28 protein-coding genes are annotated in these 26,134 nt (G+C 72.6%); 14 read left to right on the forward strand and 14 right to left on the reverse strand.

All coding sequences use genetic code 11. The features are described 5' to 3' along the window. Positions 1–86: 86 nt before the first annotated feature. From ACI1MP_RS15655 to ACI1MP_RS15665, 3 genes are all read left to right on the forward strand, one after another. The gene (locus ACI1MP_RS15655; protein WP_404868867.1) at positions 87–674 is read left to right on the forward strand and encodes a pyridoxamine 5'-phosphate oxidase family protein; all 588 of its coding nucleotides are present in this window, start codon (positions 87–89) and stop codon (positions 672–674) included. Positions 675–743: 69 nt separating this feature from the next. Further along, positions 744–1,190, forward strand: coding sequence for a deaminase (locus ACI1MP_RS15660; RefSeq protein WP_100588845.1), 447 nt, complete (start codon positions 744–746; stop codon positions 1,188–1,190). 73 nt (positions 1,191–1,263) lie between these two features. Then, positions 1,264–1,920: an HAD-IA family hydrolase gene (locus tag ACI1MP_RS15665; protein WP_189271091.1), complete on the forward strand. Its 657-nt coding sequence runs from the start codon at positions 1,264–1,266 to the stop codon at positions 1,918–1,920. Between the two features lie 13 nt (positions 1,921–1,933). On the opposite strand, the gene ACI1MP_RS15670 is transcribed toward ACI1MP_RS15665, so the two are convergent. The 4 genes from ACI1MP_RS15670 to ACI1MP_RS15685 all read right to left on the reverse strand — a co-directional run bounded on the left by ACI1MP_RS15670 (position 1,934) and on the right by ACI1MP_RS15685 (position 5,103). Further along, positions 1,934–2,647: an alpha/beta hydrolase gene (locus tag ACI1MP_RS15670; RefSeq protein ID WP_404868868.1), complete on the reverse strand. Its 714-nt coding sequence runs from the start codon at positions 2,645–2,647 to the stop codon at positions 1,934–1,936. 5 nt (positions 2,648–2,652) lie between these two features. Continuing rightward, entirely contained in the window at positions 2,653–3,015 is a 363-nt protein-coding gene (locus ACI1MP_RS15675; RefSeq protein ID WP_198520635.1) for a VOC family protein, read from the reverse strand. Positions 3,016–3,181: 166 nt separating this feature from the next. After that, a complete protein-coding gene (locus ACI1MP_RS15680) occupies positions 3,182–4,525 on the reverse strand; it encodes an MFS transporter (RefSeq protein ID WP_404868869.1) in 1,344 nt (447 codons plus the stop codon). Continuing rightward, positions 4,522–5,103: a TetR/AcrR family transcriptional regulator gene (locus ACI1MP_RS15685; RefSeq protein ID WP_404868870.1), complete on the reverse strand. Its 582-nt coding sequence runs from the start codon at positions 5,101–5,103 to the stop codon at positions 4,522–4,524. The genes ACI1MP_RS15680 and ACI1MP_RS15685 overlap by 4 nt, the downstream gene beginning before the upstream one ends. 54 nt (positions 5,104–5,157) lie before the next feature. Between ACI1MP_RS15685 and ACI1MP_RS15690 the strand changes: the two genes are divergently transcribed. Beyond that, the gene (locus ACI1MP_RS15690; RefSeq protein WP_404868871.1) at positions 5,158–5,739 is read left to right on the forward strand and encodes a Uma2 family endonuclease; all 582 of its coding nucleotides are present in this window, start codon (positions 5,158–5,160) and stop codon (positions 5,737–5,739) included. A gap of 166 nt (positions 5,740–5,905) precedes the next feature. On the opposite strand, the gene ACI1MP_RS15695 is transcribed toward ACI1MP_RS15690, so the two are convergent. The 3 genes from ACI1MP_RS15695 to ychF form a co-directional block, all read right to left on the reverse strand. Continuing rightward, positions 5,906–6,160: a Txe/YoeB family addiction module toxin gene (locus ACI1MP_RS15695; RefSeq protein WP_404868872.1), complete on the reverse strand. Its 255-nt coding sequence runs from the start codon at positions 6,158–6,160 to the stop codon at positions 5,906–5,908. Then, entirely contained in the window at positions 6,157–6,438 is a 282-nt protein-coding gene (locus tag ACI1MP_RS15700) for a type II toxin-antitoxin system Phd/YefM family antitoxin (RefSeq protein WP_100588909.1), read from the reverse strand. Before ACI1MP_RS15700 ends, ACI1MP_RS15695 begins: the two co-directional genes overlap by 4 nt. Before the next feature lie 177 nt (positions 6,439–6,615). Further along, complete coding sequence (ychF, locus tag ACI1MP_RS15705; protein ID WP_043915871.1) at positions 6,616–7,689, reverse strand: redox-regulated ATPase YchF; 1,074 nt, start codon at positions 7,687–7,689, stop codon at positions 6,616–6,618. 179 nt (positions 7,690–7,868) lie between these two features. On the opposite strand from ychF, the gene ACI1MP_RS15710 reads away from it, so the two are divergent. After that, positions 7,869–8,444: a DUF6542 domain-containing protein gene (locus ACI1MP_RS15710; protein WP_380335019.1), complete on the forward strand. Its 576-nt coding sequence runs from the start codon at positions 7,869–7,871 to the stop codon at positions 8,442–8,444. Here ACI1MP_RS15710 and ppgK read toward each other — a convergent pair. Beyond that, positions 8,398–9,189 carry a polyphosphate--glucose phosphotransferase gene (ppgK, locus tag ACI1MP_RS15715; RefSeq protein ID WP_380335016.1) on the reverse strand — a complete coding sequence of 264 codons (792 nt, stop codon included), beginning with the start codon at positions 9,187–9,189 and terminating at the stop codon, positions 8,398–8,400. The two genes, ACI1MP_RS15710 and ppgK, sit on opposite strands and share 47 nt — an antisense overlap. A 134-nt stretch (positions 9,190–9,323) precedes the next feature. Continuing rightward, the gene (locus ACI1MP_RS15720; protein WP_380335013.1) at positions 9,324–10,298 is read right to left on the reverse strand and encodes a 4-hydroxy-3-methylbut-2-enyl diphosphate reductase; all 975 of its coding nucleotides are present in this window, start codon (positions 10,296–10,298) and stop codon (positions 9,324–9,326) included. A 73-nt stretch (positions 10,299–10,371) separates the two neighbouring features. Between ACI1MP_RS15720 and ACI1MP_RS15725 the strand changes: the two genes are divergently transcribed. Together ACI1MP_RS15725 and xseA are read left to right on the forward strand one after the other, a co-directional pair. Next, positions 10,372–11,703, forward strand: a complete 1,332-nt coding sequence (locus ACI1MP_RS15725) for an APC family permease (RefSeq protein WP_363472919.1) — start codon at positions 10,372–10,374, stop codon at positions 11,701–11,703. Positions 11,704–11,783: 80 nt separating this feature from the next. After that, the gene (gene xseA, locus ACI1MP_RS15730) at positions 11,784–12,998 is read left to right on the forward strand and encodes an exodeoxyribonuclease VII large subunit (RefSeq protein ID WP_100588835.1); all 1,215 of its coding nucleotides are present in this window, start codon (positions 11,784–11,786) and stop codon (positions 12,996–12,998) included. 10 nt (positions 12,999–13,008) lie between these two features. Here xseA and ACI1MP_RS15735 read toward each other — a convergent pair whose 3' ends face one another. Next, complete coding sequence (locus ACI1MP_RS15735; protein ID WP_043915866.1) at positions 13,009–13,488, reverse strand: GNAT family N-acetyltransferase; 480 nt, start codon at positions 13,486–13,488, stop codon at positions 13,009–13,011. A gap of 61 nt (positions 13,489–13,549) precedes the next feature. On the opposite strand from ACI1MP_RS15735, the gene ACI1MP_RS15740 reads away from it, so the two are divergent. After that, positions 13,550–13,780, forward strand: coding sequence for an exodeoxyribonuclease VII small subunit (locus ACI1MP_RS15740; RefSeq protein ID WP_100588908.1), 231 nt, complete (start codon positions 13,550–13,552; stop codon positions 13,778–13,780). 125 nt (positions 13,781–13,905) lie between these two features. Then, the gene (locus ACI1MP_RS15745) at positions 13,906–14,499 is read left to right on the forward strand and encodes a malonic semialdehyde reductase (protein WP_043915864.1); all 594 of its coding nucleotides are present in this window, start codon (positions 13,906–13,908) and stop codon (positions 14,497–14,499) included. 80 nt (positions 14,500–14,579) lie between these two features. Here ACI1MP_RS15745 and ACI1MP_RS15750 read toward each other — a convergent pair whose 3' ends face one another. After that, the gene (locus tag ACI1MP_RS15750; RefSeq protein WP_380335002.1) at positions 14,580–15,107 is read right to left on the reverse strand and encodes a DUF4245 domain-containing protein; all 528 of its coding nucleotides are present in this window, start codon (positions 15,105–15,107) and stop codon (positions 14,580–14,582) included. Between the two features lie 183 nt (positions 15,108–15,290). Here ACI1MP_RS15750 and glpX point away from each other — a divergent pair, with 183 nt between their 5' ends. Then, entirely contained in the window at positions 15,291–16,331 is a 1,041-nt protein-coding gene (gene glpX, locus ACI1MP_RS15755) for a class II fructose-bisphosphatase (protein ID WP_043915862.1), read from the forward strand. A gap of 79 nt (positions 16,332–16,410) precedes the next feature. On the opposite strand, the gene ACI1MP_RS15760 is transcribed toward glpX, so the two are convergent. Continuing rightward, positions 16,411–16,764, reverse strand: a complete 354-nt coding sequence (locus tag ACI1MP_RS15760; protein WP_380334998.1) for a WhiB family transcriptional regulator — start codon at positions 16,762–16,764, stop codon at positions 16,411–16,413. Positions 16,765–17,006: 242 nt separating this feature from the next. Next, complete coding sequence (locus ACI1MP_RS15765) at positions 17,007–17,753, reverse strand: DUF1707 domain-containing protein (protein ID WP_229847274.1); 747 nt, start codon at positions 17,751–17,753, stop codon at positions 17,007–17,009. Positions 17,754–18,078: 325 nt separating this feature from the next. Between ACI1MP_RS15765 and ACI1MP_RS15770 the strand changes: the two genes are divergently transcribed. Then, complete coding sequence (locus ACI1MP_RS15770) at positions 18,079–19,740, forward strand: fumarate hydratase (RefSeq protein WP_100588829.1); 1,662 nt, start codon at positions 18,079–18,081, stop codon at positions 19,738–19,740. A gap of 66 nt (positions 19,741–19,806) precedes the next feature. Here ACI1MP_RS15770 and ACI1MP_RS15775 read toward each other — a convergent pair whose 3' ends face one another. Next, complete coding sequence (locus ACI1MP_RS15775; protein ID WP_043915859.1) at positions 19,807–20,010, reverse strand: hypothetical protein; 204 nt, start codon at positions 20,008–20,010, stop codon at positions 19,807–19,809. A 211-nt stretch (positions 20,011–20,221) separates the two neighbouring features. Between ACI1MP_RS15775 and ACI1MP_RS15780 the strand changes: the two genes are divergently transcribed. From ACI1MP_RS15780 to ACI1MP_RS15790, 3 genes are all read left to right on the forward strand, one after another. Further along, complete coding sequence (locus tag ACI1MP_RS15780; RefSeq protein ID WP_380334993.1) at positions 20,222–23,194, forward strand: BTAD domain-containing putative transcriptional regulator; 2,973 nt, start codon at positions 20,222–20,224, stop codon at positions 23,192–23,194. 425 nt (positions 23,195–23,619) lie between these two features. After that, positions 23,620–24,357, forward strand: a complete 738-nt coding sequence (locus ACI1MP_RS15785) for a class I SAM-dependent methyltransferase (protein WP_380334990.1) — start codon at positions 23,620–23,622, stop codon at positions 24,355–24,357. 56 nt (positions 24,358–24,413) lie between these two features. Further along, entirely contained in the window at positions 24,414–26,132 is a 1,719-nt protein-coding gene (locus ACI1MP_RS15790; RefSeq protein ID WP_100588826.1) for an ATP-binding SpoIIE family protein phosphatase, read from the forward strand. Positions 26,133–26,134: the final 2 nt, after the last annotated feature.

Here is a 26,134-nt window from a genome sequence, read left to right on the forward strand (position 1 = left end):
ATCGATCGGACAATTCCGTCTCATATTGTGGGACGTCGGCGGAACCCCCTCGCCCGCCGGGCCGGCCCGGGCGCAGAATCGGCGGCATGGGAAAGACCTACGAACGCATCGACGACCGGCTGCGCGCGTTCATCGACAGGCAGCCCGTGTTCTTCGTGGCCACCGCCCCGCTGTCGGGCGACGGGCACGTCAACCTCTCCCCCAAGGGCCGCTCCGGCACCCTCGCCGTCCTCGACGAACTCACCGTCGCCTACCTGGACTTCGGCGGTTCGCACGCCGAGACCATCGCCCACCTGCGGGAGAACGGCCGGATCACCCTGATGTGGTGCGCCTTCGACGGCCCGCCGACGGTGCTGCGGGTGCACGGCCGGGGCGAGCCGGTGTTCCGCGACGACCCGCGCTTCGCCGAACTGCTCGGCCGCTTCGACCCGTCCGCGGACGGCGCCGGGCTGCGCGCGATCGTCCTGGTCCGGGCGGAGCGGGTCAGCGACTCCTGCGGGTACGCCGTCCCGTTCATGGACTACCGCTCGGAGCGGGAGATCCACCGGCAGTACTTCGACCGCAAGGGCGAGGAGAACTTCAGCGCCTACTGCGAGGGCAAGGACCACGTCGCCGTCAGCATCGACGGCCTGCCCTCGCTGCCGCTCCCGCTGTCACCGCGCACCGCCGTCTGAACCGGGCTCCGCCGGGCCCGTACCGTGGGGGGCGTCGTCCTGCTGCGGTATGCCCCGAAGGAGCCCCCGATGACCACCGACCAGGAGTGGCTGCGTCGCGCGATCGAACTGTCCCGGCGCTGCCCGCCGTCCCGGACGGCGTTCTCGGTGGGCGCGGTGATCGTCGGCGCCGACGGCGAGGTGCTGGCCGAGGGCTTCAGCCGGGAGGTCGACGCGGTGAACCACGCCGAGGAGGCCGCGCTCGGCCGGCTCGCGCCCGGCGATCCGCGACTGCGCACCGCCACCGTCTACAGCACCTTGGAGCCCTGCGGGCAGCGCGCCTCCCGTCCGCACCCCTGCGCCGAACTGATCGTCGCCGCCGGGGTGCCGCGGGTGGTGGTGGCCTGGCGGGAGCCCGCGCTGTTCGTCGAGGACTGCCGGGGCAGCGCGCTGCTCACCGCGGCGGGCGTCGAGGTGGTGGAGCTGCCGGAGCTGGCCGCGGCGGCCCGGGCGGTCAACGCGCACCTGCTGGGGTGAGCTCGACGGCCCGCGGCGCAGGTTTTGTACGATTGTGGAACAAACACTCGCCCGAGGCCCCCGAGGAGCCCCGATGCCCGCCCTCACCCCGCCGGTCCGGGCCGTCCTGCTCGACATGGACGGCACCCTGGTCAACTCCGATGCCGTGGTCGAACGCTGCTGGCGCCGCTGGGCCGAACGCAACGGGCTCGACGCCGACGAGGCCATGAAGACCGTCCACGGCCGGCAGGGCCACCTGACCATGGCGCTGCTGCTGCCCGACCGCCCGATGGAGCAGAACCTCGCCGAGAACCGGCAGATGCTGGCCGAGGAGACCGCCGACACCGACGGCGTGGTCGAAGTCCCCGGCGCCCGACGGCTGGTGGAGGCGCTGGCCGGGCTGCCGCACGCCCTGGTCACCTCCGCCGACGAGGCCCTCGCCCGGGTCCGGATGGCCGCCGCCGGCGTCCCGCTGCCGCCGCTGATGATCACCGCCGAGCAGGTCGGCGCCAGCAAGCCCGACCCCGAGGGCTTCCTGAAGGCCGCCGCCGAGCTCGGCGTCGCCCCCGCCGAATGCCTGGTCCTGGAGGACTCCGAGGCCGGCATCTCCGCCGCCCGCGCCGCCGGCATGCCGGTCCTCGGCATCGGCCCGCGCGCCGCCGCCCACCGCCCCGACTTCTTCGTCAACGACCTCACCGGCGTCACCGTCACCGCCGATCCGACCGGTCGGCTGACCGTCCGACTGCCCTGACCGGCAGGCCTGTTCAGCCGCCGGCTCCCAGGAGCGCGGCGGCCACCAGGGCACGGTGCTCCGGGTGGGTACTCAGCCAGCCGCCGAGCTGGTGGTCGGCGCCCGGTAGCACGAGGCGGGTGTACGCGGCCCGGGTGCGCAGGGCCGCGTCCAACGCGTCCGTCACCTCGGCCGGGATCACCTCGTCCGACTCCGGCAGCACCAGCACCGCCCGGCCCCCGAACGCGGCCAACGCCTCGAACGCGGTACTGCTGCGCCAGCTGCCCGGGGTGCGCAGGACGGCGGTGAACTCCGGCTCCGCGAACGGCAGTTCCCGCACCTCCCGGGCGTACGCGGCCGGCGCGCCGAGCGCCACCGCCCGCACCCGCCCGCCGATGTCCGGCTCGCCCAGCAGGTCGGCGACGGTCTGGCCGCTCATCGAGAACCCGACCAGCAGCAGCGGCCCGTCCGGGGCGTACCGCTCCAGCACCGCACGGGCCTGCCGCGAGCGACGCGCCAGCGAGAGCTGCCCGAGCTCACCGGTGCTCGTACCGTGCCCCGCGAAGTCGAACACCACCGAACGGCAGCCGGCCGCCGCCAACTCCTGTGCCAGCGGCAGACATCGATGCTTCCCGCTGCTGCCCGCGCCGTGCATCAGCAACGCCGTCCCCGGACGGGCCTGCCCCGCCGGCTCGACCACCGTGCACGCCAGGCGCTCGCCGTCCGCCTCCAGCGTGACCGCACCCACCGCCGTCACTCGGGGACCGCCAGACAGAACGGGTGCCCGTCCGGATCGAGCAGCGTCACCCAGTGATCGCCACCCGCCTGCTGCTCGGGCTTCGTCGCACCCGCCGCCAGCAACTCCGCCACCGCGGGCCCCAACGCAGGCACCGTGAAATCCAGATGCGCCCGCGCCCCGTCCGCCGGCCAGTCGGGCGGACGGAACCCGCCGACCCGCTGGAACCCGATCCGCACCGGCCCGTCCCCGATGAACACGTACGCCGCACTGCGGTACGTCACCGCCCAGCCCGTCAGCCGCTGGTAGAACGCCGCCAGCCGCTCCGGATCGGGGCAGTCCAGCACCGTCGAACTCAGTGCGCCGATGGGCTGATGCACCGTTGTCTGCTGTTCCGTCACCGGGCCAGCGTGCCACGGGCTACTGACGGCGGCGTCCCGACACGGCAGGCGGCCGGGCGGCGGGTCCTCGGCGCGGCGGGAGCGATGATGCAGGGCGGGCGACAGCGCCCTGCCCCCGCTGCTCCCCCATCGCCGGCCCGGCGCATCACCCGCCCGGGGCGACGACTTCCTTGCGCGAGGCGTGCCGTGCGGCGGGCAGTGTGGCGGCCGGGAGCAGGCCCGCGGCGGCGAGTGCGGCCAGGACCGGGAGGGCGCCGTGCGGGCCGGTGCCGGAGGCGGCGGCGATGCCCAGGGTGGGGCCGATGTTCATCGCGGTCTGCTTCAGGCCGCCGACCGCGCCCGCGCAGCCCGGTGGGGCGTCGCCGACCACGCTGCCGGTGGCCGTCACCATCACCGCCGCGAACCCCGCGCCCAGCAGGGCGGCGGCCACCGCCGTCGCGAGCGGCGCCGCGCCGCCGGCGCCCGGACCGGCCAGGGCGGCAACTCCCGTCACCAGCAGGAGCGTTCCGGCGAGCGCGGTGGTGCGGGGGCCGTACCGGCGCAGCGCCTGCGCGGCGGCCGGGGCGCCCAGCACCATCAGCGCGGTCAGCGGCAGCATCCGCAGCGCGGTGTCCAACGGGCCGAGGCGCAGGGCGTCCTGGAGGCGGAAGGTGGTGCTGAACAGGGTGCCGAACAGTCCGGCGGAGGACGTCAGGAGCAGCACCAGCGAGCCGATCACCGGACGCGACCTGGCCACCGGGCGCGGCACCACCGGCTCGGGGGTGCGTCGCTCGTGGCCGACCAGCACCGCCGACAGGCTTGCGGCGGCGGCGAGTTCGACCAGGGTTGCGGTGTCGCTCCAGCCCCGGTCGGGGACCTCCGCGAGCGCGTGCACCAGGACGGCGAGCGCGGCGGCGAGCAGCGCCGCACCCACCAGGTCGAGCCGCCGGCGGCCCCGTTCGACCTCGGGCGGCCGCAGTGCGAGCGTCATGGCGGCGATCAGGACGGCGACCGGCACGTTGATCCAGAACACCGCCCGCCAGCCGAACTTCGCCACCAGCACGCCGCCGAGCAGCGGGCCCGCGCCGGCCGCGACCGCGATCGCCCCGGTCCGCACCGCGATCGCCCGGCCGAGACGCTCCGGCGGACAGCACAGCCGCAGCAGCGCGAGCGTCCCCGGTTGCAGCAGCGCGCCGAACGCGCCCTGGGCGACCCGCAGTCCGATCACCCAGCCGACCGTGGGGGCGACCGCGATCCCGGCCGAGGCCGCGCCGAACCCCAGCACCCCCGCCAGCAGCGTCCCGCGGTGCCCGTACCGGTCGCCGAGCCGGCCGGACACCACCAGCAGGGCGGCGACCGCGACCAGGTAGCCCGTGCTGGTCCACTGCAACGCGGCTGCGCCGGCCCCGAGTTCGCGCCGCATGCCCGGCTGGGCGATCAGCAGCACCGTGCCGTCCAGCGCCACCAGCATCGCGGCGGCGGCGCTCACCGGCAGCGCGAGCCGGCTCACCGCTCGCCCAGGTGCGCGGTCAGGACCGCCTCCAGCAGCGCGTCCTCCCGCCCCTCCCCCAGCATCAGCTCGACGCTCCCCCACCCCTGCAACTGCGCCAGCCCGTGCAAGTTCGCCCACAGCGCCGCCGCCACGACCGGCGCCCGCTCCCCGCCCCCGGTGCACTCCCCCACCAGCCGGACCGTCCCCCCGAACAGCGGCCCCGTCGCCTCCCGCAGCCGGGGCCCGTCCGCCTCCGCGCCGTCGCTGCTCAACAAGTCATGACGGAACATCAGCTCGAACATCCCGCGCCGCTCGGCGGCGAACGCCAGGTACTCCCGCGCCACCCCCTCCAGCCGCTCCCTGGCCCCCTCCGCCCGCACCCCCGCGAACCGCCGCCCCAGCTCCTCGAACCCCCGCCGCGCCACCGCCGACAACAACTCCCGGTGCGTCGCGAAGTACCGCCGCGGAGCCCCGTGCGACACCCCCGCCCGCCGCGCGATCTCCCGCAACCCCACCGCCCCCGACCCCTCCGCCAGCACCAACTCCACCCCGGCATCCACCAGGCGCTCACGCAGGGACGTCCGCTCGTCATCCATAGACACTGTCTACCAGCCGATCGTAGACACCGTCTACCCACTACCCTGAGCAGCATGACCTCACTGCCCGACTGGATGCGCCCGCCACGCGCGGAGGGCTGGTTCGCGGAGGATCTCGACCGCCTCCCCGAGGCGCCCCGACACACCGAACTGATCGACGGAGCACTCGTCTTCATGCTGTCGCCGCAGCGGGCGTGGCACAGCCGCGTCGTCACCGCACTCACCAACGCCCTCGCCGCCCAGGCTCCGGAGGGCATCGAAGTCGAGCGCGAGATGACCGTCCGACTGGACTCGCGCAACCGCCCCGAACCCGACCTCCTGGTGACCACCGCCCCCTACGACCCGGACCGGACCTGGCACGATCCACAGGACGTCCTCCTCGTCGCCGAGGTCGTCTCGCCCGAATCCGCCCACCGCGACCGCACCGTCAAGCTCCACAAGTACGCCGAGTCGGGCATCCCCCACTACTGGCGGATCGAGGACGAGGACGGCACCACCACCGCCCACGTCTACGAACTCGACACCCCCACCCGCAGCTACGTCCCGGCCGGCATCTTCCGAGGCGACCTCCGCCGCCCCGTCCCCTTCGCCCTCGACATCGACCTCGACCGGCTCGCCCCCCGAGCACGCCCCTGACCGGTACGACAAAAGGACCGGCCATCGGCCGGTCCCTTGTTCTGCCGTGCGACGTCAGACGTTGAAGCGGAATACTCACGACAAGGCTGTGACCTGCGAAGACGCCGATCCCGGCGACCCAAGTCAGCACAGAATCAGCACGGTGAATCGAACCCTCAGTCAGTGATCAGTAGTGGTAGCGGGCGGCCAGAACGATGATTTCCCGGTCCGTCACCAAGTAGACGAGGCGGTGCTCGTCATCGATCCGCCGCGACCAGGCGCCGGGCAAGTGGTACTTCAGCGGCTCGGGCTTGCCGATCCCGGTGAACGGGTCGCGCAGGACGTCCTCGATGAGCTTGTTGATCCGGGCGAGCATCTTGCGGTCGCTCTTGAGCCAGGAGGTGCAGTCCTCCCAGCCGGTCTCCTCGAAGACGAGCCTCACGCGGCGCCCTTCTCGCCATCCGCCGCGTCAGGGTCGATGAGCTCCCGCTCGGAAAGCCCTGTGCCGCCAAGGGCGTTCTCGTACGCCTTGAGCAAGCGGCGGGCGTTCACCGGCGAGCGCAGCAGGTAGGAGCCTTCACGCAGAGCGGCATAGTCCTCGGCCGAGACGAGTACGGCATTTCCATGCTTGGACACGATCTCAATGGCCTCGTGATCGTCATTGACCTTCTTGATCAACGGGAAGAGAGCCTTGCGCGCCTCGCTGGCAGTGATCGACATCGACTGAACTCCCTCCATGACTGGTACCACATAACGTACCACTCATGCGAGCGCGGCGGGCCGAAGAAGTCAGCACCGAGTCAGCACGGAAAAGAAGTCGGGGCCCACCTCAAGGGAGGCGGGCCCCGTACGACCTGCGCATTCGACAGATCAATCCATCTCAGAGCAATCAAACGGTCAGACGTTGAAGCGGAACTCCACCACGTCGCCGTCCTGCATGACGTATTCCTTGCCTTCGATGCGGGCCTTGCCCTTGGCGCGGGCCTCGGCGATGGAGCCGGTGGCGACGAGGTCGTCGAAGGAGGTGACCTCGGCCTTGATGAAGCCCTTCTGGAAGTCGGTGTGGATGACGCCGGCGGCCTCGGGGGCGGTGGCGCCCTGCTTGATGGTCCAGGCGCGGGCTTCCTTGGGACCTGCGGTGAGGTAGGTCTGGAGGCCGAGGGTGGCGAAGCCGACGCGGGCGAGGGTGGCGAGGCCGGGCTCGTCCTGGCCCATGGACTGGAGGAGTTCGAGGGCCTCGTCGTCCTCGAGTTCGATGAGCTCGGACTCGATCTTGGCGTTGAGGAAGATGGCCTCGGCGGGGGCGACCAGGGCGCGCTGGGTGTTCTTGAAGTCCTCGTCGGAGAGGGCGTCCTCGTCGACGTTGAAGACGTAGAGGAACGGCTTCGCGGTCATCAGGTGGAGGTCGCGGACGAGGGTGGTGTCGAAGCCGGCCTCGAAGAGGGTCTTGCCGGTCTCCAGCACGGCCTGGGCGGCCTCGGCGGCGGCGAGGACGGGGGCGGTGTCCTTCTTGAGCCGGGCTTCCTTCTGGAGCCGGGGCAGCGCCTTCTCGATGGTCTGCAGGTCGGCGAGGATCAGCTCGGTGTGGATGGTGTCGATGTCGTCCTTGGGCGAGACCTTGCCGTCGACGTGGACCACGTCGGGGTCGGTGAACGCGCGGACGACCTGGCAGATCGCGTTGGCCTCGCGGATGTTGGCGAGGAACTTGTTGCCCAGGCCCTCGCCCTCGCTTGCGCCGCGGACGATGCCGGCGATGTCGACGAAGTCGACGGTGGCGGGCAGGATGCGCTGCGAGCCGAAGATCTCGGCGAGCTTGTCCAGCCGCGGGTCCGGGACACCGACGACGCCCACGTTGGGCTCGATGGTGGCGAACGGGTAGTTGGCCGCCAGCACGTCGTTCTTGGTCAGGGCGTTGAACAGGGTCGACTTGCCGACGTTCGGCAGGCCGACGATTCCGATCGTGAGCGACATGAAGAGTGGTGTCCCGTGGCTTGGAGGGCGTCGAGTTGGCCCGGTGCGGGCCGATCCCCCAGTCTACGGGGCGTGCGGGGGGCCGAGGCCGCGCGGTGGGGCGTGCACCGGCCGGACACGGATCAATTGGTCGGGAGCCATTACACACGGTGTCGATGATCGGACCGTACGTTGGTCGGGTGGAGCAGAGCATCCGTACCCAGCCGCCAGGGCCGAGACGACGAGCGCCGGGGCGCGGCGCCGACGAGGCCGCCGTTCCGGGGCAGAGCCGACCCCCCGAGTCCCGGTTGCGGACGGCCTCCGACGGCCGGTCCGGACCCCTTGTCCAGCGGCTGCTGCACCGGCTGCTGACGGCCCGTCGGCGGCGCTCCGGCGGCCCGCCGGCCCGGCTGACCGCGGTGGGCACCGGCGTGGTCGCGGCGGCCGGGACGCTGGCGTTCGCCGGGCTGGACCGGCTGATGTTCGGGGGGCTCGGGGTGCTGTTCGGGCTCGGCTATCTGGTGGTGTGCTTCCAGCTGGCCGTGCGGGTGCGGTACCCGGACCTGCCGGCCGCGCCGATCTGCGGCCCGATCGCGTTCGCGGCGGCGCTGGTGCTGCTGCAGCCGGGCACCACCAGCGGCATCACCGGCCAGGTGGTGGCGCTGGCCGGCGGGCTGGCGCTGCGCGCGGGCTGGCTGTTCGCCGGCACCGGCCTGGCCACCGCGATCGTCACCGCGCGTTACGTCGCCCAGCGCCGCCGCCACCGGAGCCGGTAGCCGGGACCGCCCGGCTCGCGGCCATCGCCGCGCCGACGATGCCCGCGTCGTTGCGGAGCCTGGCGGGGACGACCTCGGCGCGGCGGTCCTTGAGCAGCGGCAGGAACTTCTCGTGCTTGCGGCTGACGCCGCCGCCGACGATCACCAGCTGCGGGGAGAAGAGCATCTCGACCAGGTCGAGGTACTCGTCGACCCGCTCGGCCCACTTGGGCCAGCTGAGGTCGTGGCGTTCCTTGGCAGCGGAGGAGGCGCGCCGTTCGGCGTCCTTGCCGCGCATTTCGAGGTGCCCGAGTTCGGTGTTGGGGACGAGCACGCCGTCGGAGAACAGCGCGCTGCCGATGCCGGTGCCGAAGGTGAGCAGCAGGACCACCCCCGAGCGGCCGCGGCCCGCGCCGTGGGTGATTTCGGCGAGTCCGGCCGCGTCGGCGTCGTTGACCACGGTGGCGGGCAGGCCGAGCGCCTCGCCGAACCGGGCGGCGGCGTCCAGGCCGATCCAGCCCTTGTCGACGTTGGCGGCGGTCCGGGTATGCCCGTCGACGACCACGCCGGGGAAGGTCAGGCCGACCGGCCCGCGGTGGTCGAAGTGCCGGACGACCTCGCAGACCGCGTCGATCACCGCGTCGGGGCCGGACGGGTGCGGCGTGAGCACCTTGTGCCGCTCCTGCGTGAGCACGCCCCTGTCCAGGTCGACCGGTGCGCCCTTGATGCCCGAGCCGCCGATGTCCACGCCGAAGACCGTCGTCACTGCCGTCGCCTTCCGTACCGCCGGGGACGTCCGCTGCCCGCCGGCCTTCGCACCAACGTACGGGGGCGCGGGGGCGGGCGCAGCCGTTCCCGGACGGTCGCCGCCCGCACGGCCGACGTGGGTCGGACGGCCGGTCAGAGCTTGCCGGCGGCCTCGGCGCGCAGGTCGCGGCGGAGCTCCTTGGGGAGCGAGAAGGTCAGGTGCTCCTCGGCGGTCTTGACGATCTGCACGTCCTCGAAGCCGTGCGCGGCGAGCAGCTGCAGCACGCCCTCGACCAGGATCTCCGGCACGGACGCGCCGCTGGTCAGGCCGACCGTCTGCACGCCCTCCAGCCAGCCGAGGTCGATCTCCTCGGCGAAGTCGACCAGGTGGGCGGCCTTGGCGCCGTACTCCAGGCCGACCTCGACCAGGCGGACCGAGTTGGAGGAGTTCTTCGAGCCGACCACGATCAGCAGGTCCGCCTCGGGGGCGAGCTGCTTGACGGCGACCTGACGGTTCTGGGTGGCGTAGCAGATGTCGTCGCTGGGCGGCGAGACCAGCAGCGGGAAGCGCTCCTTGAGGGCGCCGACGGTCTCCATGGTCTCGTCCACGGAGAGGGTGGTCTGGGAGAGCCAGACCAGCTTGGACTCGTCGCGGATCTTCACGTTGGCGACGTCCTCGGCACCGTCCACCAGGTGGATCCGGTCCGGGGCCTCGCCCATGGTGCCGACGACCTCCTCGTGGCCCTCGTGGCCGATCAGCAGGATGTCGTAGTCCTCGTCGGCGAACCGGCGGGCCTCCTTGTGCACCTTGGTGACCAGCGGGCAGGTCGCGTCGATGGTGGCGAGCTTGCCGGCTTCGGCCTCGTCGTGCACCGACGGGGCGACGCCGTGCGCGGAGAACACCACGATCGCGCCCTGGGGCACCTCCTCGGTCTCGTCGACGAAGATCGCGCCCTGCTTCTCCAGGGTCTGCACGACGTACTTGTTGTGGACGATCTGCTTGCGGACGTAGATCGGCGCCCCGTACTGCTCCAGGGCCTTCTCCACGGCGATCACGGCGCGGTCGACGCCCGCGCAGTAGCCACGGGGGGCGGCGAGCAGGACACGGCGCTGAGCACTGGTGGACATGGCTCCATCGTACGGGCGAGTCCCGCCCCCGTGGACGCGCGTCGCCCGGTCGGTGCGGGCCCGGACCGGTGGAATGGCGAGGGTGAGCACACAGCCAGGGACGACGGAACTGCGGCGCACGCTCGGCGTGCGCGATCTGATGGTGTACGGACTGCTGTTCATCGCCCCGATGGCGCCGGTCGGCGTGTTCGGCGTGCTGGACGCGAAGAGCCACGGCGCGGTCGCCGCGGTCTACCTGGTGGCCACCGTGGCGATGGGCTTCACCGCGCTGTCGTACGCCGAAATGGTGCGGGCGGTGCCCCGGACCGGGTCGGTGTTCGCGTACGCGCGGGCCGGGCTCGGCGAGGGGCCGGGATTCGTCGCCGGGTGGATGGCGATGCTGGACTACCTGCTGATCCCCGCCGTCGCCTACCTGTTCTCCGGCATCGCGCTCAACTCCCTGGTGCCGGACGTCTCCCGCTGGGTGTGGACGGTACTGGCGGTCCTGATCACCACCGCGCTCAACCTGACCGGGGTGCGGACGGCCGCCGTGGTCGGCTTCGCCGTGCTCGCCATGGAGATCGTGGTGCTGACGGTGTTCGTGGTCGCCGCGTCGGTGGAACTGGCGCTGCACGGGGCCGCCCGCGACTGGGGCTCCCCGTTCGGGGGAGTCGGCGGATTCTCGTTGACGGCGGTGCTGTCCGCGGTGTCGGTCGCGGTGCTCTCCTTCCTCGGCTTCGACGCGATCGCCTCCTTCGTGGAGGAAGCGGTCGGCGCCTCGGCCGCCGTCGCCCGCGCGGTGCTCTGGTGCCTGGCGGTGGCCGGCCTGCTGTTCGTCGCCCAGACCTACCTGGCCGCCGTCCTGGAACCCATGACGCCCGATCAACTGGCCGCGGACCCCGCCGCGCAGGGATCGGCGTTCTACGACACCGTCGAAGCCTCCGTCGGGCACTGGCTGCACGTGCTGATCGCCGCCTCCAAGGCCATCGGCGCGGCGTTCGCCGCACTCGCCGGCCAGGCCGCGGCCGGACGCCTGGTCTTCGCCATGGGACGGGAGGGCCGCCTGCCCCGCCTGCTCGGCGCCGTCGACGAACGCACCGCCGTCCCCCGCCGCGCCCTGCTCACGGCCGCCGTCATCACCCTGGTCGCGGCCGTCTGGGCCGCCCGCCGCGACGACGGACTCGACCAGCTCACCTCGGTGGTCAACGTCGGCGCCCTCACCGCGTTCGTCCTGCTGCACGCCTCGGTGGTCGGCTGGTACGTCGTGCGCCACCACTCCCGCGACTGGCTGCGCCACGCCGTCGTCCCGATGCTGGGCGTCGCGGTGATCGTCGCGGTCCTGGTGGAGGCCTCGCACACGGCGCTGATCGTGGGCGGGATCTGGCTGGCGGTGGGGTTGCTGATCCTGCTGACGCAGAAGCGCTGACCGGGGCGCGCGGGGGTGCCTCCACGCGCCGCTGTCCGTGCGCCCACCTGCGTGTCCCTCGCAAGAGCTAGCCTCGGGGGATGGCTAATGCGAGCAGTCCCGAAGCGCCCCTGCCCGTGGCAAAGGTCTCGGCGCTGATCGGCGGGTGGGTCGATCGGCTGGGCGAGGTGTGGGTGGAGGGGCAGATCGCGCAGCTGTCGCGGCGGCCGGGGGCGGGGATGGTGTTCCTGACGCTGCGGGACCCGGATCGGGACGTCTCGTTGACGGTGACGTGTTTCCGTTCGGTGTTCGAGCAGGTCGCGGATGCCGTGCAGGAGGGCTCGCGGGTGATCGTGCTGGCGAAGCCGGAGTGGTACGCGGCGCGCGGCACGCTCTCGTTGCGGGCGTCGGAGATCCGGCTCGTCGGGTTGGGTGAACTGCTGGCCCGATTGGAGCAGTTGAAGCGCAAGCTGTTCGCCGAGGGCCTGTTCGAGGAGGCCCGGAAGAAGCCGTTGCCGTTCCTGCCGGGCTGTGTGGGTCTGGTGACCGGTCGCGGTTCGGCGGCCGAGCGGGACGTGCTGGAGAACGCCCGGCGGCGGTGGCCGGCGGTGCGGTTCGAGGTGCGGAACGTGCTGGTGCAGGGGCCGCAGGCGGTGTCGCAGGTGTGTGCCGCGGTGCGCGAGCTGGATGCGCGGCCGGAGGTCGAGGTGATCGTGGTGGCCCGCGGCGGCGGCAGTGTGGAGGATCTGCTGCCGTTCTCCGACGAGGAGTTGGTGCGGACGGTGGCGGCGGCCCGGACGCCGGTGGTGAGTGCGATCGGCCACGAGCCGGACCAGCCGCTGCTGGATTTCGTCGCGGACCTGCGGGCGTCCACCCCGACGGACGCGGCGAAGCGGGTGGTGCCGGACGTCGGCGAGGAGCTGGCGAAGGTGCGTCAGCTGCGGGACCGGGCGCGGCGGTACGTGGTGCACCGGGTGGACCGGGAGGCGGCGGGCCTGGCGTCGGTGCGCAGCCGGCCGGCGCTCGCGGCGCCGACCGAGGCGGTGGCGGCGCGCGGTGCGGAGGTGACGGCGCTGGTGGAGCGGGCCCGCCGGGTGCTGGGGCACCGGCTGGACCACGCGCAGACCGATCTGGGCCATGCGCTGGCCCGGGTGGTGGCGCTGTCGCCGCTGGCCACGCTGGAGCGCGGGTACGCGGTGCTGCAGCGCGAGGACGGCGCGGTGGTGACGGATCCGGCGCAGGTCGCGGGCGGCGAGGCGCTGCGGGCCCGGGTGGCGGGCGGCTCGTTCGGGGTGCGGGCGGCCGAGGAGGGCTGAGGGCGGCGGTTCAGTCGGTGAGCAGCCGTTGGCGGGAGAGCGCGGTGGAGTGCTCGTGGAAGCCGAGGCTGCGGTAGAGCGCCTCGCCGCCCTCGGTGGCGTGCAGGTCGACGCGGGTGGCGCGGCGTTCGTCGAACCAGGCGATCAACGCTTCGGTGCAGGCCCGGGCGTGGCCGCGGCCGCGGTGGCCGGGGTCGGTGCAGATGTTGAAGACGAAGCCGAACAGGCCGTCGGGGTGGCCGGGGGCGGGCAGCCGCTGTTCGAGGGTGCCGACGGCGCAGCTGGCGAGTCGGCCGGGGCGGTCCGGGTCGTCGATCACGTAGGCCTGCAGGCGCCGGTCGGGTTCGGCGAGCTGACGGGCCACCAGGTCCTGTGCGGTGTGCTGCCAGTGGCCGGGGCGGGCTTCGCCCTGCATGGACTCGAACATCAGCGTGCGCAGGCGGACGAGTTCGGCGGCGTCCTCGGGGCGGGCCGGGCGTGGAGTGCTCATGTTCGGCAGCGTAGGCGGGGGTGCAAGGGGTTTGTCCGGGCCTGCCCCTACGCTGGGCGCCATGGCTGATCAGCAGGGTGCGGGCGCCGAGCAGGCGCTCGGGTACGAGCAGGCGCGGGACGAGCTGCTGGAGGTGGTCCGGCGGCTGGAGACGGGCGGGACGACGCTGGAGGAGTCGCTGGCGCTGTGGGAGCGCGGCGAGCAGCTGGCGAAGGTGTGCCAGCGCTGGCTGGACGGCGCCCGGGCCCGGCTGGACGCGGCGCTGGCGGCCGAGGAGTCCGCCGGCGAGTAGCCGCGCCGGAATGTGGCACACATCACAGGCAGGCCGGGGAATGGTTTAACTTTCATCGAAGTTGGACCGGTGTGCACGGCACCCGCCGTACCCCACCGCCCCAAGCTCTGAGGTAGGACAACGTCATGACCCTGGCCCTCGACGCCGCCGCCCAGGACCTGCTCTTCCGCGAGGCCCGCACCGCCAACACGTTCTCGGACGAGCCGGTCAGCGACGAGCAGATCCAGGCGATCTACGAGCTGGTGAAGTTCGGCCCGACCGCCTTCAACCAGCAGCCGCTGCGCATCGTCCTGGTCCGCTCCGAGGAGGGCCGCGCCCGCCTGGTGCAGCACATGGCCGAGGGCAACCAGGCCAAGACCTCCACCGCGCCGCTGGTCGCGATCCTGGCCGCCGACAACGAGTTCCACGAGGAGCTCCCGACCCAGCTGCCGCACTTCCCGCAGGCCAAGGACATGTTCTTCAGCGAGCGCTCGGTCCGCGAGTCCTCGGCCACCCTGAACGGCGCCCTGCAGGCCGCGTACTTCATCATCGGCGTGCGCGCCGCCGGCCTGGCCGCCGGCCCGATGACCGGCTACGACGCCGCGGGCATCAACAAGGAGTTCTTCGCCGACGGCGAGCACTCGGTGCTGGCCGTGGTCAACATCGGCAAGCCGGGCGAGGACGCCTGGTTCCCGCGCAGCCCGCGCCTGGCCTACGACGAGGTCGTCACCACCGTCTGAGTCCGCTCGGCCCCGTGACAGCGAAGGCCCCCGCCGTTCCCCGGCGGGGGCCTTCCGCGTGCGGCGACGTGTGACGACCGCTACTTCAGCGACTGGGCGAGCTGCGCGAGTTCCTCGTAGGAGGCGGTGCCGGTGAGCACCGTGGTGCCGGTGCTGCCGGCGGGGCGGGTCAGCGCCCGGTAGCGGTCGCCCTGCACCCGCTGCCACTCCTGGCCGTCCACCGTGGAGGTGCCGTCCGGCTTGCCGCCGGGGACGTTCTTGGCCACCACGTCGTCGGGCTTGCCGTCGCTCTGCTCGATCGCCGCGTACTGGCCGGAGGCGGTGCTGAAGCCCAGGTGCCAGACGGCGTGACCCTTGTCACTGGCGCCGTAGCTCACCGAGGTGGCCTGCCAGCCCTCCGGCAGCGGCTGCGGGCCGACCAGCGGGTACGGTGCGGCGCGCTTCGCCGACGCCAGCTCGACCTGGTACTGCACCGGGTGCACGCCGTTCTTGCCGTCCGCGCTCGGGATGCTGAAGTACGCCACCGTGACCACGATGCCGACCGCCGCCATCGACAGGACCATGTCCCGTACCGTCTGACGGCCCTTCTTGCTGCTGTTGCCTGCCACCCGCCCATGGTAGGCGGCGCTTACGGAACGGCGGTGCACGGGCCGCCCCGTCGCGGTGCGCGCGGAGTGCGCCGCAGACTCCCGTCCCACCTGCCGATACGATCGCAGCAACCCTCGAAGCAGCGCCGGTGACCCTCCGCGACCCGACGCTGACTGGCCGTCGCGTACAGAGAGGTAACGACGATGACCACGCAGTACCCGCACCACCTTCCCAGCGCCCTGGAGGTCGCGCCGGAAGCCCCCGACCGCAACCTGGCCCTCGAACTGGTCCGGGTCACCGAGGCCGCTGCGATGGCCGCCGGCCGCTGGGTCGGCCGGGGCGACAAGAACGGCGCCGACGGCGCGGCCGTGAAGGCGATGCGCACCCTGGTGTCCACCGTCTCCATGAACGGCGTGGTCGTCATCGGCGAGGGCGAGAAGGACGAAGCCCCGATGCTGTACAACGGCGAGCGGGTCGGCGACGGCACCGGCGCCGAGTGCGACGTGGCGGTCGACCCGGTGGACGGCACCACGCTGACCGCCAAGGGCATGAACAACGCCGTCGCCGTCCTCGCCGTCGCCGACCGCGGCACCATGTTCGACCCCAGCGCGGTCTTCTACATGGACAAGCTGGTCTGCGGCCCCGAGGCCGCCGACTTCGTCGACATCACCGCCCCCGCGGCCGTCAACATCCGCCGGGTCGCCAAGGCCAAGGGCTCCGCCGTCGAGGACGTCACCGTCGTCGTCCTGGACCGGCCCCGCCACAACGACCTGGTCAAGGAGATCCGCGAGGCCGGCGCCCGGATCAAGTTCATCTCCGACGGCGACGTGGCCGGCGCGATCATGGCGGCCCGCGAGGGCACCGGCGTCGACCTGCTGATGGGCATCGGCGGCACCCCCGAGGGCATCATCGCGGCCTGCGCGATGAAGTGCATGGGCGGCACCATCCAGGGCCGGCTGTGGCCCAAGGACGAGGCCGAGAAGCGCAAGGCGCTGGACGCCGGCCACGACCTGGACCGGGTGCTGCACACCGACGACCTGGTCAGCGGCGAGAACGTGTTCTTCGTCGCCACCGGCATCACCGACGGCGAGCTGCTGCGCGGCGTCCACTACCGCTCGGAGACCGCCACCACCTCGTCGCTGGTGATGCGATCCAAGAGCGGCACGATCCGGCAGATCGACTCCACCCACAAGCTGGCCAAGCTGCGGGCCTACAGCGCGATCGACTTCGACCGCGCCAACTGAGCCCGGGCGGCCGGGCCCGCGGGCACGTTCGGGGCCGCCGGGGAGATCCTCCCCGGCCGCCCCGGCCGCGCGGCCCGGCTCAGCCGGCTATCCGCGCCGTCAGTCGCCGCGCGTCCAGCAGTTCGGCCTCGCGGCGGCGCCGACGGGCGAGCACCACGCGGCGCTCGGCGGCCGTCAGCCCGCCCCAGACGCCGTACGGCTCGGGCTGGGCGAGGGCGTGCTCGCGGCATTCCAGCAGCACCGGGCAGCGGGCACAGACCCGTTTGGCCTGCTCCTCGCGGGCCAGCCGGGCGGCCGTCGGCTCCTTGGACGGAGCGAAGAACAGCCCGGCCTCGTCGCTGCGGCACGCGGCGGAAGTGTGCCAGGGGTTGTCGTCCGGATCCGGGACCGCGGGGCGGCGGGTGGCGGCGGTGGACTCGATCGGATGCAGCACGGTGACTCCTGACCAGGCTCAAAGGCTCGGGGTTGGGTCGCCTCCTGCCCGACTGCCCCGTGCTCCCTCGCCGTGGCACCGTCGCCGACCCGCGGGGTCACAGCCGTACAGGAACGATGTGCGATTGGAACTACCCCGCCACCCCCGGATTCATGCACACCGCACGCAATCGACTACCCACTGCACTCGGAACAACGACGAGTGCCGTCAAGCGAGTTGACGACCCGTGAGATCTCCGCAGGTCAGCCCTCCAGCTGGCGGCGGACCCACTCCTTGAGCTTCTTTCCGCGCTTCGGCTTGGCCTCGCAACCGCCGAACACCGCCGCACCCTTGATCCGCACCACCGGCGCGTACGGGTCCGGCGAGGTCTGCTCGCGGACGTCGAAACCACCGAAGATGCCGGCGCCGCTGCCCTGCAGCGTGACGTTCTCCGGAACCCGGATCTCGACGCCGCCGAACACCGCGATCACCTCGATGACCACCTCGGGCGACTCGAACACCGCGTCGGTCAGGTCGATCTCGACACCGCCGAACACCGCGACGGCCTTCAGGTGCGAACCCACCCGCCAGCGGCCCTTGCGGGCGGCGCCGCCGAACACCGCGAGCATCGTGGGCGATTCGGCCCGGGCCGGCGGCAGCGAGGGCTGCTGCTGCGGGGCGGGGGCCGGGGCGTCCAGCGGCGGCTTGGTCAGGTTGTGCCGGATCGGGCCCGGGTGGCTGGGCAGGTCGCGGGTGAGCGGCTCCAGTTCGCCGAACGTGCGGGCGTTGTAGGCGGCCTCGATCCGTTCGGCGTGCTCGTCGACGGTGAGCCGGCCCTCCGCGTAGGCGTCGCGCAGCAGGTCGGCGACGCGCTCGCGGTCGGCGTCGGCGGCCCGGAGCTCGCCGGCCAGGTCGGTGCCGGGGGCAGGGGCGGGAGCCGGCGTCGGCTCGTTCTTCTTCATCGGGGCGGGCGGCTGGTCCTGCGGCTGCTGAGCGGGAGAGTTGTCCACGTCACAAGCCTAGCGAGCCCGCTCACCACCCGAACGTCGGTTCGACGCAATGCGCGTGGCGTGTTCGACGCGGGGTGCGCGGCGTGCGCGGCACGGGGTGCGTGGCGTGTTCCGCGTGCGGTGCGCGGCGTGTTCCGCGTGGGGCGGGTGGGGCAGTTCGATGCGGGGTCGGCGGTGCGTTCGGTGCTGGGCGCACGGGGCCCGCGCGGGGAGCTCCGCGTGACCCGCGTCACGCAGGCCGACCTGAGCGCCGGGGGCGCGCGCCTTGCGCCTAACCTGGAGGGTGCCTCGTCGACGACGCCGAAAGAACTGAAGGATCTCCCCCATGGCTTCAGAGTTCGCCTACCGCGACCTGCTCCCGCTCGGTGCGGACACCACCCCGTACCGCAAGCTCACCTCCGAGGGCGTATCCACCTTCGAGGCCGGCGGGCGCACCTTCCTGCAGGTCGAGCCGGAGGCCCTGCGGCTGCTCACCGCCGAGGCGATGCACGACATCTCGCACTACCTGCGCCCGGCCCACCTGGCCCAGCTGCGCCGCATCCTGGACGACCCGGAGGCCAGCCCCAACGACCGCTTCGTGGCGCTGGACCTGCTGAAGAACGTCAACATCTCGGCCGGCGGCATCCTCCCGATGTGCCAGGACACCGGCACCGCGATCGTGATGGGCAAGCGCGGCCAGAACGTGCTGACCTCCGGTCAGGACGAGTCGGCGATCGCCCGCGGCGTGTACGACGCGTACACCAAGCTGAACCTGCGCTACTCCCAGATGGCCCCCGTGACCATGTGGGACGAGAAGAACACCGGCAACAACCTGCCGGCCCAGATCGAGCTGTACGCCACCGACGGGGACGCCTACAAGTTCCTGTTCATGGCCAAGGGCGGCGGCTCGGCGAACAAGTCGTACCTGTACCAGGAGACCAAGGCGATCCTCAACGAGTCGTCGATGCTCAGCTTCCTGGAGCAGAAGATCCGCTCGCTGGGCACCGCGGCCTGCCCGCCGTACCACCTGGCGATCGTGGTCGGCGGCACCAGCGCCGAGTTCGCCCTGAAGACCGCGAAGTACGCCTCCGCGCACTACCTGGACAACCTGCCGACCGGCGGCGACGCGAAGACCGGCCACGGCTTCCGCGACCTGGAGCTGGAGCAGAAGGTCTTCGAGCTCACCCAGAAGATCGGCATCGGCGCCCAGTTCGGCGGCAAGTACTTCTGCCACGACGTCCGCGTCATCCGCCTGCCCCGGCACGGCGCCTCGCTGCCCGTCGCGATGGCCGTCTCCTGCTCGGCCGACCGCCAGGCGCTCGGCAAGATCACCGCCGAGGGCGTGTTCCTGGAGCAGCTGGAGACCGAGCCGGCCAAGTATCTGCCGGAGACCACCGACGCCCACCTGGACGGCGACGTGGTCCGCGTCGACCTCGACCAGCCGATGGCCGCGATCCGCGAGCAGCTCTCCAAGTACCCCGTGAAGACCCGGCTCTCGCTCTCCGGCACGCTGGTGGTCGCCCGCGACATCGCGCACGCCAAGATCAAGGAGCGCCTCGACCGCGGTGAGGGCATGCCGCAGTACATGAAGGACCACCCGGTCTACTACGCCGGCCCCGCCAAGACCCCCGAGGGCTACGCGTCCGGCTCCTTCGGCCCCACCACGGCCGGCCGGATGGACTCCTACGTCGACCAGTTCCAGGCCGCCGGCGGCTCCATGGTCATGCTCGCCAAGGGCAACCGCTCCAAGCAGGTCACCAAGGCCTGCAACGAGCACGGCGGCTTCTACCTCGGCTCGATCGGCGGCCCGGCGGCGCGACTCGCCCAGGACTGCATCAAGAAGGTCGAGGTCCTGGAGTACCCCGAGCTCGGCATGGAGGCCGTCTGGCGCATCGAGGTCGAGGACTTCCCGGCGTTCATCGTGGTGGACGACAAGGGCAACGACTTCTTCGCCGAGGTGACGGACGGCCCGCTGATCACCAGCCTGCGGGTGCGCTCGGCGCAGTGACCCGATGAAACGGGACGAGCCCCGGCCGGTGAGGGTCGGGGCTCGTTCTGGTGATGTGGCTACGGATCACGGGCAGTTGCCGACATTCCCGAGCGGTTCGAAGGTCTCGTCGATCTTGGGGTCGACGAGCGGCTTCGGAGCGATCGTCGGCGCGGGCTCCTTCGCCAGCTCCTCCAGCGCCCGCTCGATCGCGGTCGGGTCGACCGGAGCGGCGGTGTGCTCGGTTGCGGGCTCGGCCACCGGAGCAGTCGTGATGGTGTCGTCGGCCATGGGGTGGGCCGCCTTTCAATTCAAGGATGAGGATCACCCGGACGACTCTCCCCGGGCGCCTGGCCAGTATCGTAGGGGCCGCTAAATGTCTCATAAACGTCGCACCGCGCACCCGCTTGGTGGACGTTTGCAGGCTTCCTCATAAGCTGACCCACCCACACAACCGGTGTCAGCGTGGGAAGCAGACGGTTCATCGGCCACAGGGGAGGACATGGAGCTTCAGAGCACGCGCTCCGCCGAGGCGCTGCGCTTCCAAGTGCTCGGCCCTGTCCAGGCATGGCGCGGTGACGCGCCGCTGGCCCTCGGATCACCGCAGCAGCAGGCGGTCCTGGTGGCACTGCTGCTCAGTGAGGGCCGGCCGGTGACCACCGACGATCTGGTTGACGGCATCTGGGGGGACCGGACCCCGCCGCAGGCGGTCGCCGCGCTGCGCACCTACATCTCCCGCCTGCGCTCGGTCCTGGAACCGAACCGGGCGGTCCGCAAGCCCGCCGAGGTACTGGTCTCGGTGAGTGACGGCTATGCGCTGCGGATGCCCGCCGAGTCGGTGGACCTGTCCCTGTTCGAGCAGCAGGTGGCCGCTGCGGCGAACGCCCGGACCGAGGGAAGCTTCCGTACCGCGCACGACACCCTGGTGGCAGCGCTCGACCTGTGGCGCGGCCGCCCGCTGCCGGGTGTGCCCGGACCGTACGCCGAGTCCCAGCGGGCGCGGCTGACGGAGCGCCAGTTGGCCGTCGCCGAGGAACGTTGTGCGATGGCGCTGGAGATCGGTCTGCACGCCGACGTGGTGGCCGAGCTCAACTCGCTGTCCGCCGCCAACCCGCTGCGGGAGCGGCTGCGTGAACTGCTGATGCTGGCGCTGTACCGCAGCGGCCGGCAGGCGGAGTCGTTGGGTGTGTACGCGGACACCCGCAAACTGCTGATCGAGGAACTGGGCGTGGAGCCGGGCAGCGGCCTGGCCACCATGCACGCCCGCATCCTGGCCGGCGACCCCGAACTGATGGCCGCGCTCGCCGCTCCCGCCAAAGCCGCCGCGGACGAGCCCGCGCCCTTCGTGCCACCGGCTCAACTTCCCGCCGACGTCTCCGACTTCAGCGGCCGGAGCAAGCTGGTCAACGAATTGCGGGACGTCCTGAGGGCGGGTTCCGGCCAAGCCGTGGTGGTCACCTCGCTGGCCGGTATCGGCGGCGTCGGAAAGACCACCCTCGCGGTGCACGTCGCGCATTCGCTTCGACCGGACTTCCCGGACGGGCAGTTGTACGTGGACCTGCGCGGCGCGGGCGCGGCCCCGGCCGACCCGGCAGTGGTGCTCGGCGACTTCCTGCACGCGCTCGGCGCACCGGACGCCCCCGACTCGCTGGACCAGCGTGCCGCGCTGTACCGCTCACTGCTGGCCGACAAGCGGATGCTGATCCTGCTCGACAACGCCCGTGACGCCCAGCAGTTGCGGCCGCTGATCCCCGGTGTCTCGGGCAATGCGGTGATGGTGACCAGCCGCTCCCGGCTGGCCGAGATCCCCGGCGCCCACCTGGTGGACATCGAGGAGCTGACGCCCGAGGAGGCGCTGGCCCTCTTCTCGGCGATCGTCGGCGCCGAACGGGTGGCCGCCGAGACCGAGGCGGCCCTGCAGGTGGTGACCTCCTGCGGGTTCCTGCCGCTGGCGGTCCGCATCGCCGCCGCCCGGCTGGCGAGCCGTCCGCGCTGGAGCGTCTCCGACCTGGCCCGGCGGTTAGCGGACCAGCGCAACCGGCTCCAGGAGCTCCAGCTCGGCAACCTCGCTGTGGAGACCACCCTGGGGCTCGGCTACGCCCAGTTGCAGCCAGAGGAGGCCCGCGCGTTCCGGCTGCTCGCCCTGGTGGACTCCACCGACCTGCCACTCGCAGCCGCAGCGGCGCTGCTCGGCACCGGGGAACGGGAGGCGGAGGACCTGGCGGAGGCGCTGGTCGAGGCGAACATGCTGGAGTGCTTCACGCCCGGCCGGTACCGCTACCACGACCTGCTCCGACTCTACGCACAGCGGCAGAATGCCAAGCTCGGCGACATCGCCGAGCAGCAGGCCGCGCTGCTGCGGCTGCTCGACCTGCTCTCCGCGACCATGCACAACGCCGCCCGGGTGATCGAGCCGGACGACCTGATGGCCGAACAGCTGCACGTCCCGGTCTCCGCCGGAGTACCGCTGTCGGACAGCACGACGGCCCGTCAGTGGCTGCGCGCCGAGGTCTCGCTGCTGCTGAGCGGTATCGAGGCCGGCGTGCGGGAGTCGATGACTCTGCTGCGGCCTGCGGTGGACCTGGTGATGCTGCTGCGCGCGCTGGTCGAGGACCCGACGTTCACACCCCGGGTCAGGGCCGCGCTGCTGGCCGCGTCCGGTACCGCGGAGGAGCACCGTGACACCGAGGCGCTGGCCCGGGTGCGGTACGGCACCGGGTACCAGCACCAGCAGGCGGGGGAACTCGCCGAGGCGGAGGCATCGCTGCGGCAGAGTCTCGACCTCCAGTCCTCGGAGTTGCCGACCCATCTGTGCACTTCGGTGTCGAACGCCCTCGCCATCGTGCTGACCCTGGCGGGCCGGTCGGCGGAGGCACTGCCGTTCTATCAGCAGGCCCACGCGATGAGCCGGACGCTCGGCGCACCGATCAGCGAGGCGCGGGTGCTGGCCAACATGGCCCGTTCCTACGTCGGTCTGGACCGTCACGAGGAGGCGGTGGAGTCCGCCCGTGCCGCGGTGACCGCCGCTCGTTCCTCCGGCAACATCTCGTGCCTGGCGGACACCCTCTACCAACTCGGCGTCGTCCTGCGCTCGACCGGTGAGGCCGGCGAGGCGGCCGTCCATCTCCGCGAGGCGCACCAGTTGTACCGGGCGCAGCAGCATCCGATCTGGGAGGGCTATTCGCTGGCCCGCCTGGCGGCCTGCCTGGTCGCGGACGGTCAGTTCGCCTCCGCCGCCGAGGCCGCGGAGGAGTCGTTGTCGATCGCGCAGGAGATCGAGGCGGCGTACTGCCAGGGGATGGCCAATGCCGCTCTCGGCGAGGCGCTGCTCGAACTCGGGCAGCCCTCCCGAGGACTGGCGTGTCTTCAGGAGGCGCTGACCGTGTTCACGCGGCTCGGTGTGCCCGAGGCCCAGCCGGTGCAGGACCTCATCGACTCGCGGCACACCGAGCCTTCCCCTCCCCCCGCGCCGTAGGCCTTCGCTCCCCCCGCGGTACCCCCCTGGTCCCCCTGGCGAAGGCCTGTCCCCCCGGGGCGTCAGCGTCCCCGCAGCCCCCCGGCTGCGGGGACGCTTTGACGCTTCCCCGGCGCTGAGGAAGACTCTGCCAGGCCGCGATTGACGTTCGATAAACGTCTGCGGCAACCGGATTGACGGGGTATCGGCGCAGGTCAGAGATGTGGTGCGGGCGCGCTGGGCGGCGTGCGGGGTGCTGGCGTGCTCCGTTGCGGGCGATGGTGTGCTTCCCCTGGCGGGCGATATTCGCCCAACGGCGCACGAGTTGGCCGGAAACGGACTCCACAGTGCGGTGATCGCGTTTATTCTCATAGGCCAGGGTCGGGAGTGGTGTGCGGACCACGACGGGTGGGGCAGGACGCGCGCGGGAGAGGTGCCCAGATCAGGTGACGGACGAACAGACTGCTGTCCCCGTCGACGCCGAACGGGCGTCCGCGGGTGAGGGCCGACGGGCCGAGCGGGCCGAGCAGGCCGCTGCGTTCGACGCGATGGGAGAGCGCTACCAGGAGGTGTTTCCGGCCAGGTCGGGCCAGTTGGCCTGCGCGGGGTGGCTGCTGGAGCAGCTGCCGGCCGGGGCCCGGGTGCTGGACGTCGGGTGCGGGGCGGGTGAGCCGACCGCCGGTCAGCTGGCGGACGGCGGGCTGCGGGTGATCGGCGTGGACCTCTCGGAGGGCATGCTGGCGCAGGCCCGGAAGGCCGTGCCGGCCGCGGAGTTCCACCGGTTCGACGTCGTCGACCTGGCCACCGGGAACGCCGAGCGGCTGTGGGGCGTGCCCGAGTTGGGGCCGGCCGGGGCCGGGACGTGGGACGGCGCGGCGGCGTTCTTCTCGCTGCTGATGCTGCCCCGGGCCGAGATCGCCGTGGCGCTCGGCCGGATCCGTGAACTGCTGCGCCCCGGCGGCCTGCTGGCGCTGGGCATGGTGGAGGCGGACCTGGACAACGCGCCGTTGCCGTTCCTGGAGCAGGAGATCCGGGTCAGCGGCTATCTGCGCGAGGAGCTGACGGAGCTGCTGGAGCGGTCGGGCTTCACCGTGGAGGCGGTGGACAGCCAGTCGTACGCCCCGGCGGGGTCCGCGCAGCCGCCGGAGACCCAACTGTACCTGCGCTGTCGGCGCACCGGCTGACCCGACGTCAGCCCCCGCTACGACGTCCTCCACATCTGCACAGAATCGGGCAGCCCGTGCGCGACCAACTGGAGCCCCTGGCGGGGCAGCAGCCCGCCGTACCCGTCCAGCGGCATCCGCCGCCCGACGGGCCGCCCCGGCTTGCCGAGCGCCTGGCGTACCTGGACTGTGCGGCCCGGCGGATCAACAGTTCGCTCGATCTGACGGCCACCCTGCGCAACCTGGGCCGGGTGCTGGTGCCCGAACTGGCGGACGCCCTGGTGGTGCTGGTCCGCGACCCGCTGCCGGACGTCGAGCGCGACCTCGGACGGCCGCGCGCGCTGCGGGTGCTGCACACCGCCGGGACGCGGCTGGGCCGGCGCGGCGGGCTGCGCCCGGTGCCGCCCGGCAGCGCGCTGGAGCGGGCCCTGGAGCGGCGCGCCCCGCACGGCCCGGTGGTGCTGGACGAGCAGCGCGGCGGCCTGCCCGCCGAACTGCTCGGCGCCCGGGCGCTGGGCCGGCTGCCCGCGGGGACGGCGCTGCTGGCGCTGCCGCTGCACGGGCGGCAGGCGGCGCTGGGCATGCTGCTGCTGATCCGGCGGCCGGCGGCGGACGGGCAGCCGGTGTCGTTCGACCCGGCGGACACCGCGACGGCCGCCCACCTGGCGACCCACGCGGGCCTGGCCGTGGACACCGCGCTGCGCTACACCCGCGAGTGGGAGATCGCCGACGAGTTGCAGCGCTCGATGCTGCCCGCGCACCTGCCGCAGCCGCACGGCGTGCGCCTGGCGCACCGCTACCTGCCGGGCGAGCGCGGGGCGCAGGTCGGCGGCGACTGGTACGACTCGATCCCGCTGCCGGGCAACCGGGTGGCGCTGATCGCCGGCGACGTGATGGGCCACTCGCTGACCTCGGCCGCGGTGATGGGCCAGCTGCGCACCTCCGCGCAGACCCTGGCGGGCCTGGACCTGCCGCCGCACGAGGTGCTCTACCACCTCGACGAGCAGGCCCAACGCCTGGGCCGTGAGCACCACTTGGCGACCTGCGTGTACGCGGTCTACGACCCGATCGCGGGCCGGGTGGTGATCGCCAGCGCCGGGCACGTGCCGCCGGTGCTGGTCGGCCCGGACGGCACCAGCGAACTGCTGGACCTGCCGCCGGGGGCGCCGATCGGCGTCGGCGGGGTGGACTTCACCTCGGTGGAGCTGGCCGCCCCGCCCGGTTCGGCGCTGCTGCTGTTCACCGACGGCCTGGTGGAGACCCGCCGCCGCCCGCTGGGCACCGGCCTCGAACTGCTGCGGGCCCGGCTGGAGGGCGCCCACCGGCTCACCCCCGAGCAGCTGTGCCAGGAGGCGCTGCGGATCCTGCCGCCCGGCGACCGGGCCGACGACATCGCGCTGCTGGCCGCCGCGTTCGACGGGATCCCGGCCGACGACGTCGCCTACTGGTACCTCCAGCCGCGGCACGAGACGCCGGGCCGGGCGCGCCGGCTGGCCGGGCACGCGCTGCACAACTGGGGCCTGGACCATCTGCGGGAGAACTGCGAGCTGATGGTCAGCGAGCTGGTCACCAACGCGATCCGGCACGCCACCCGCCCGGTGACGCTCCGGCTGGTGCGCACCTCGCGCCTGCGCTGCGAGGTCGGCGACGACTCCGCAGCGCTCCCCCGCACCCGCCGGGCCGGCCCGGACGAGGAGCGCGGGCGCGGCCTCCAGATAGTCGCCCGGTGCGCGGACCGCTGGGGCGCGACCCGGCTGGGCGCGGGCAAGGTGGTCTGGTTCGAGCAGCGCCTCTGACC

This window comes from Kitasatospora griseola (genome assembly GCF_044999035.1).
GTDB lineage: Bacteria > Actinomycetota > Actinomycetes > Streptomycetales > Streptomycetaceae > Kitasatospora > Kitasatospora griseola.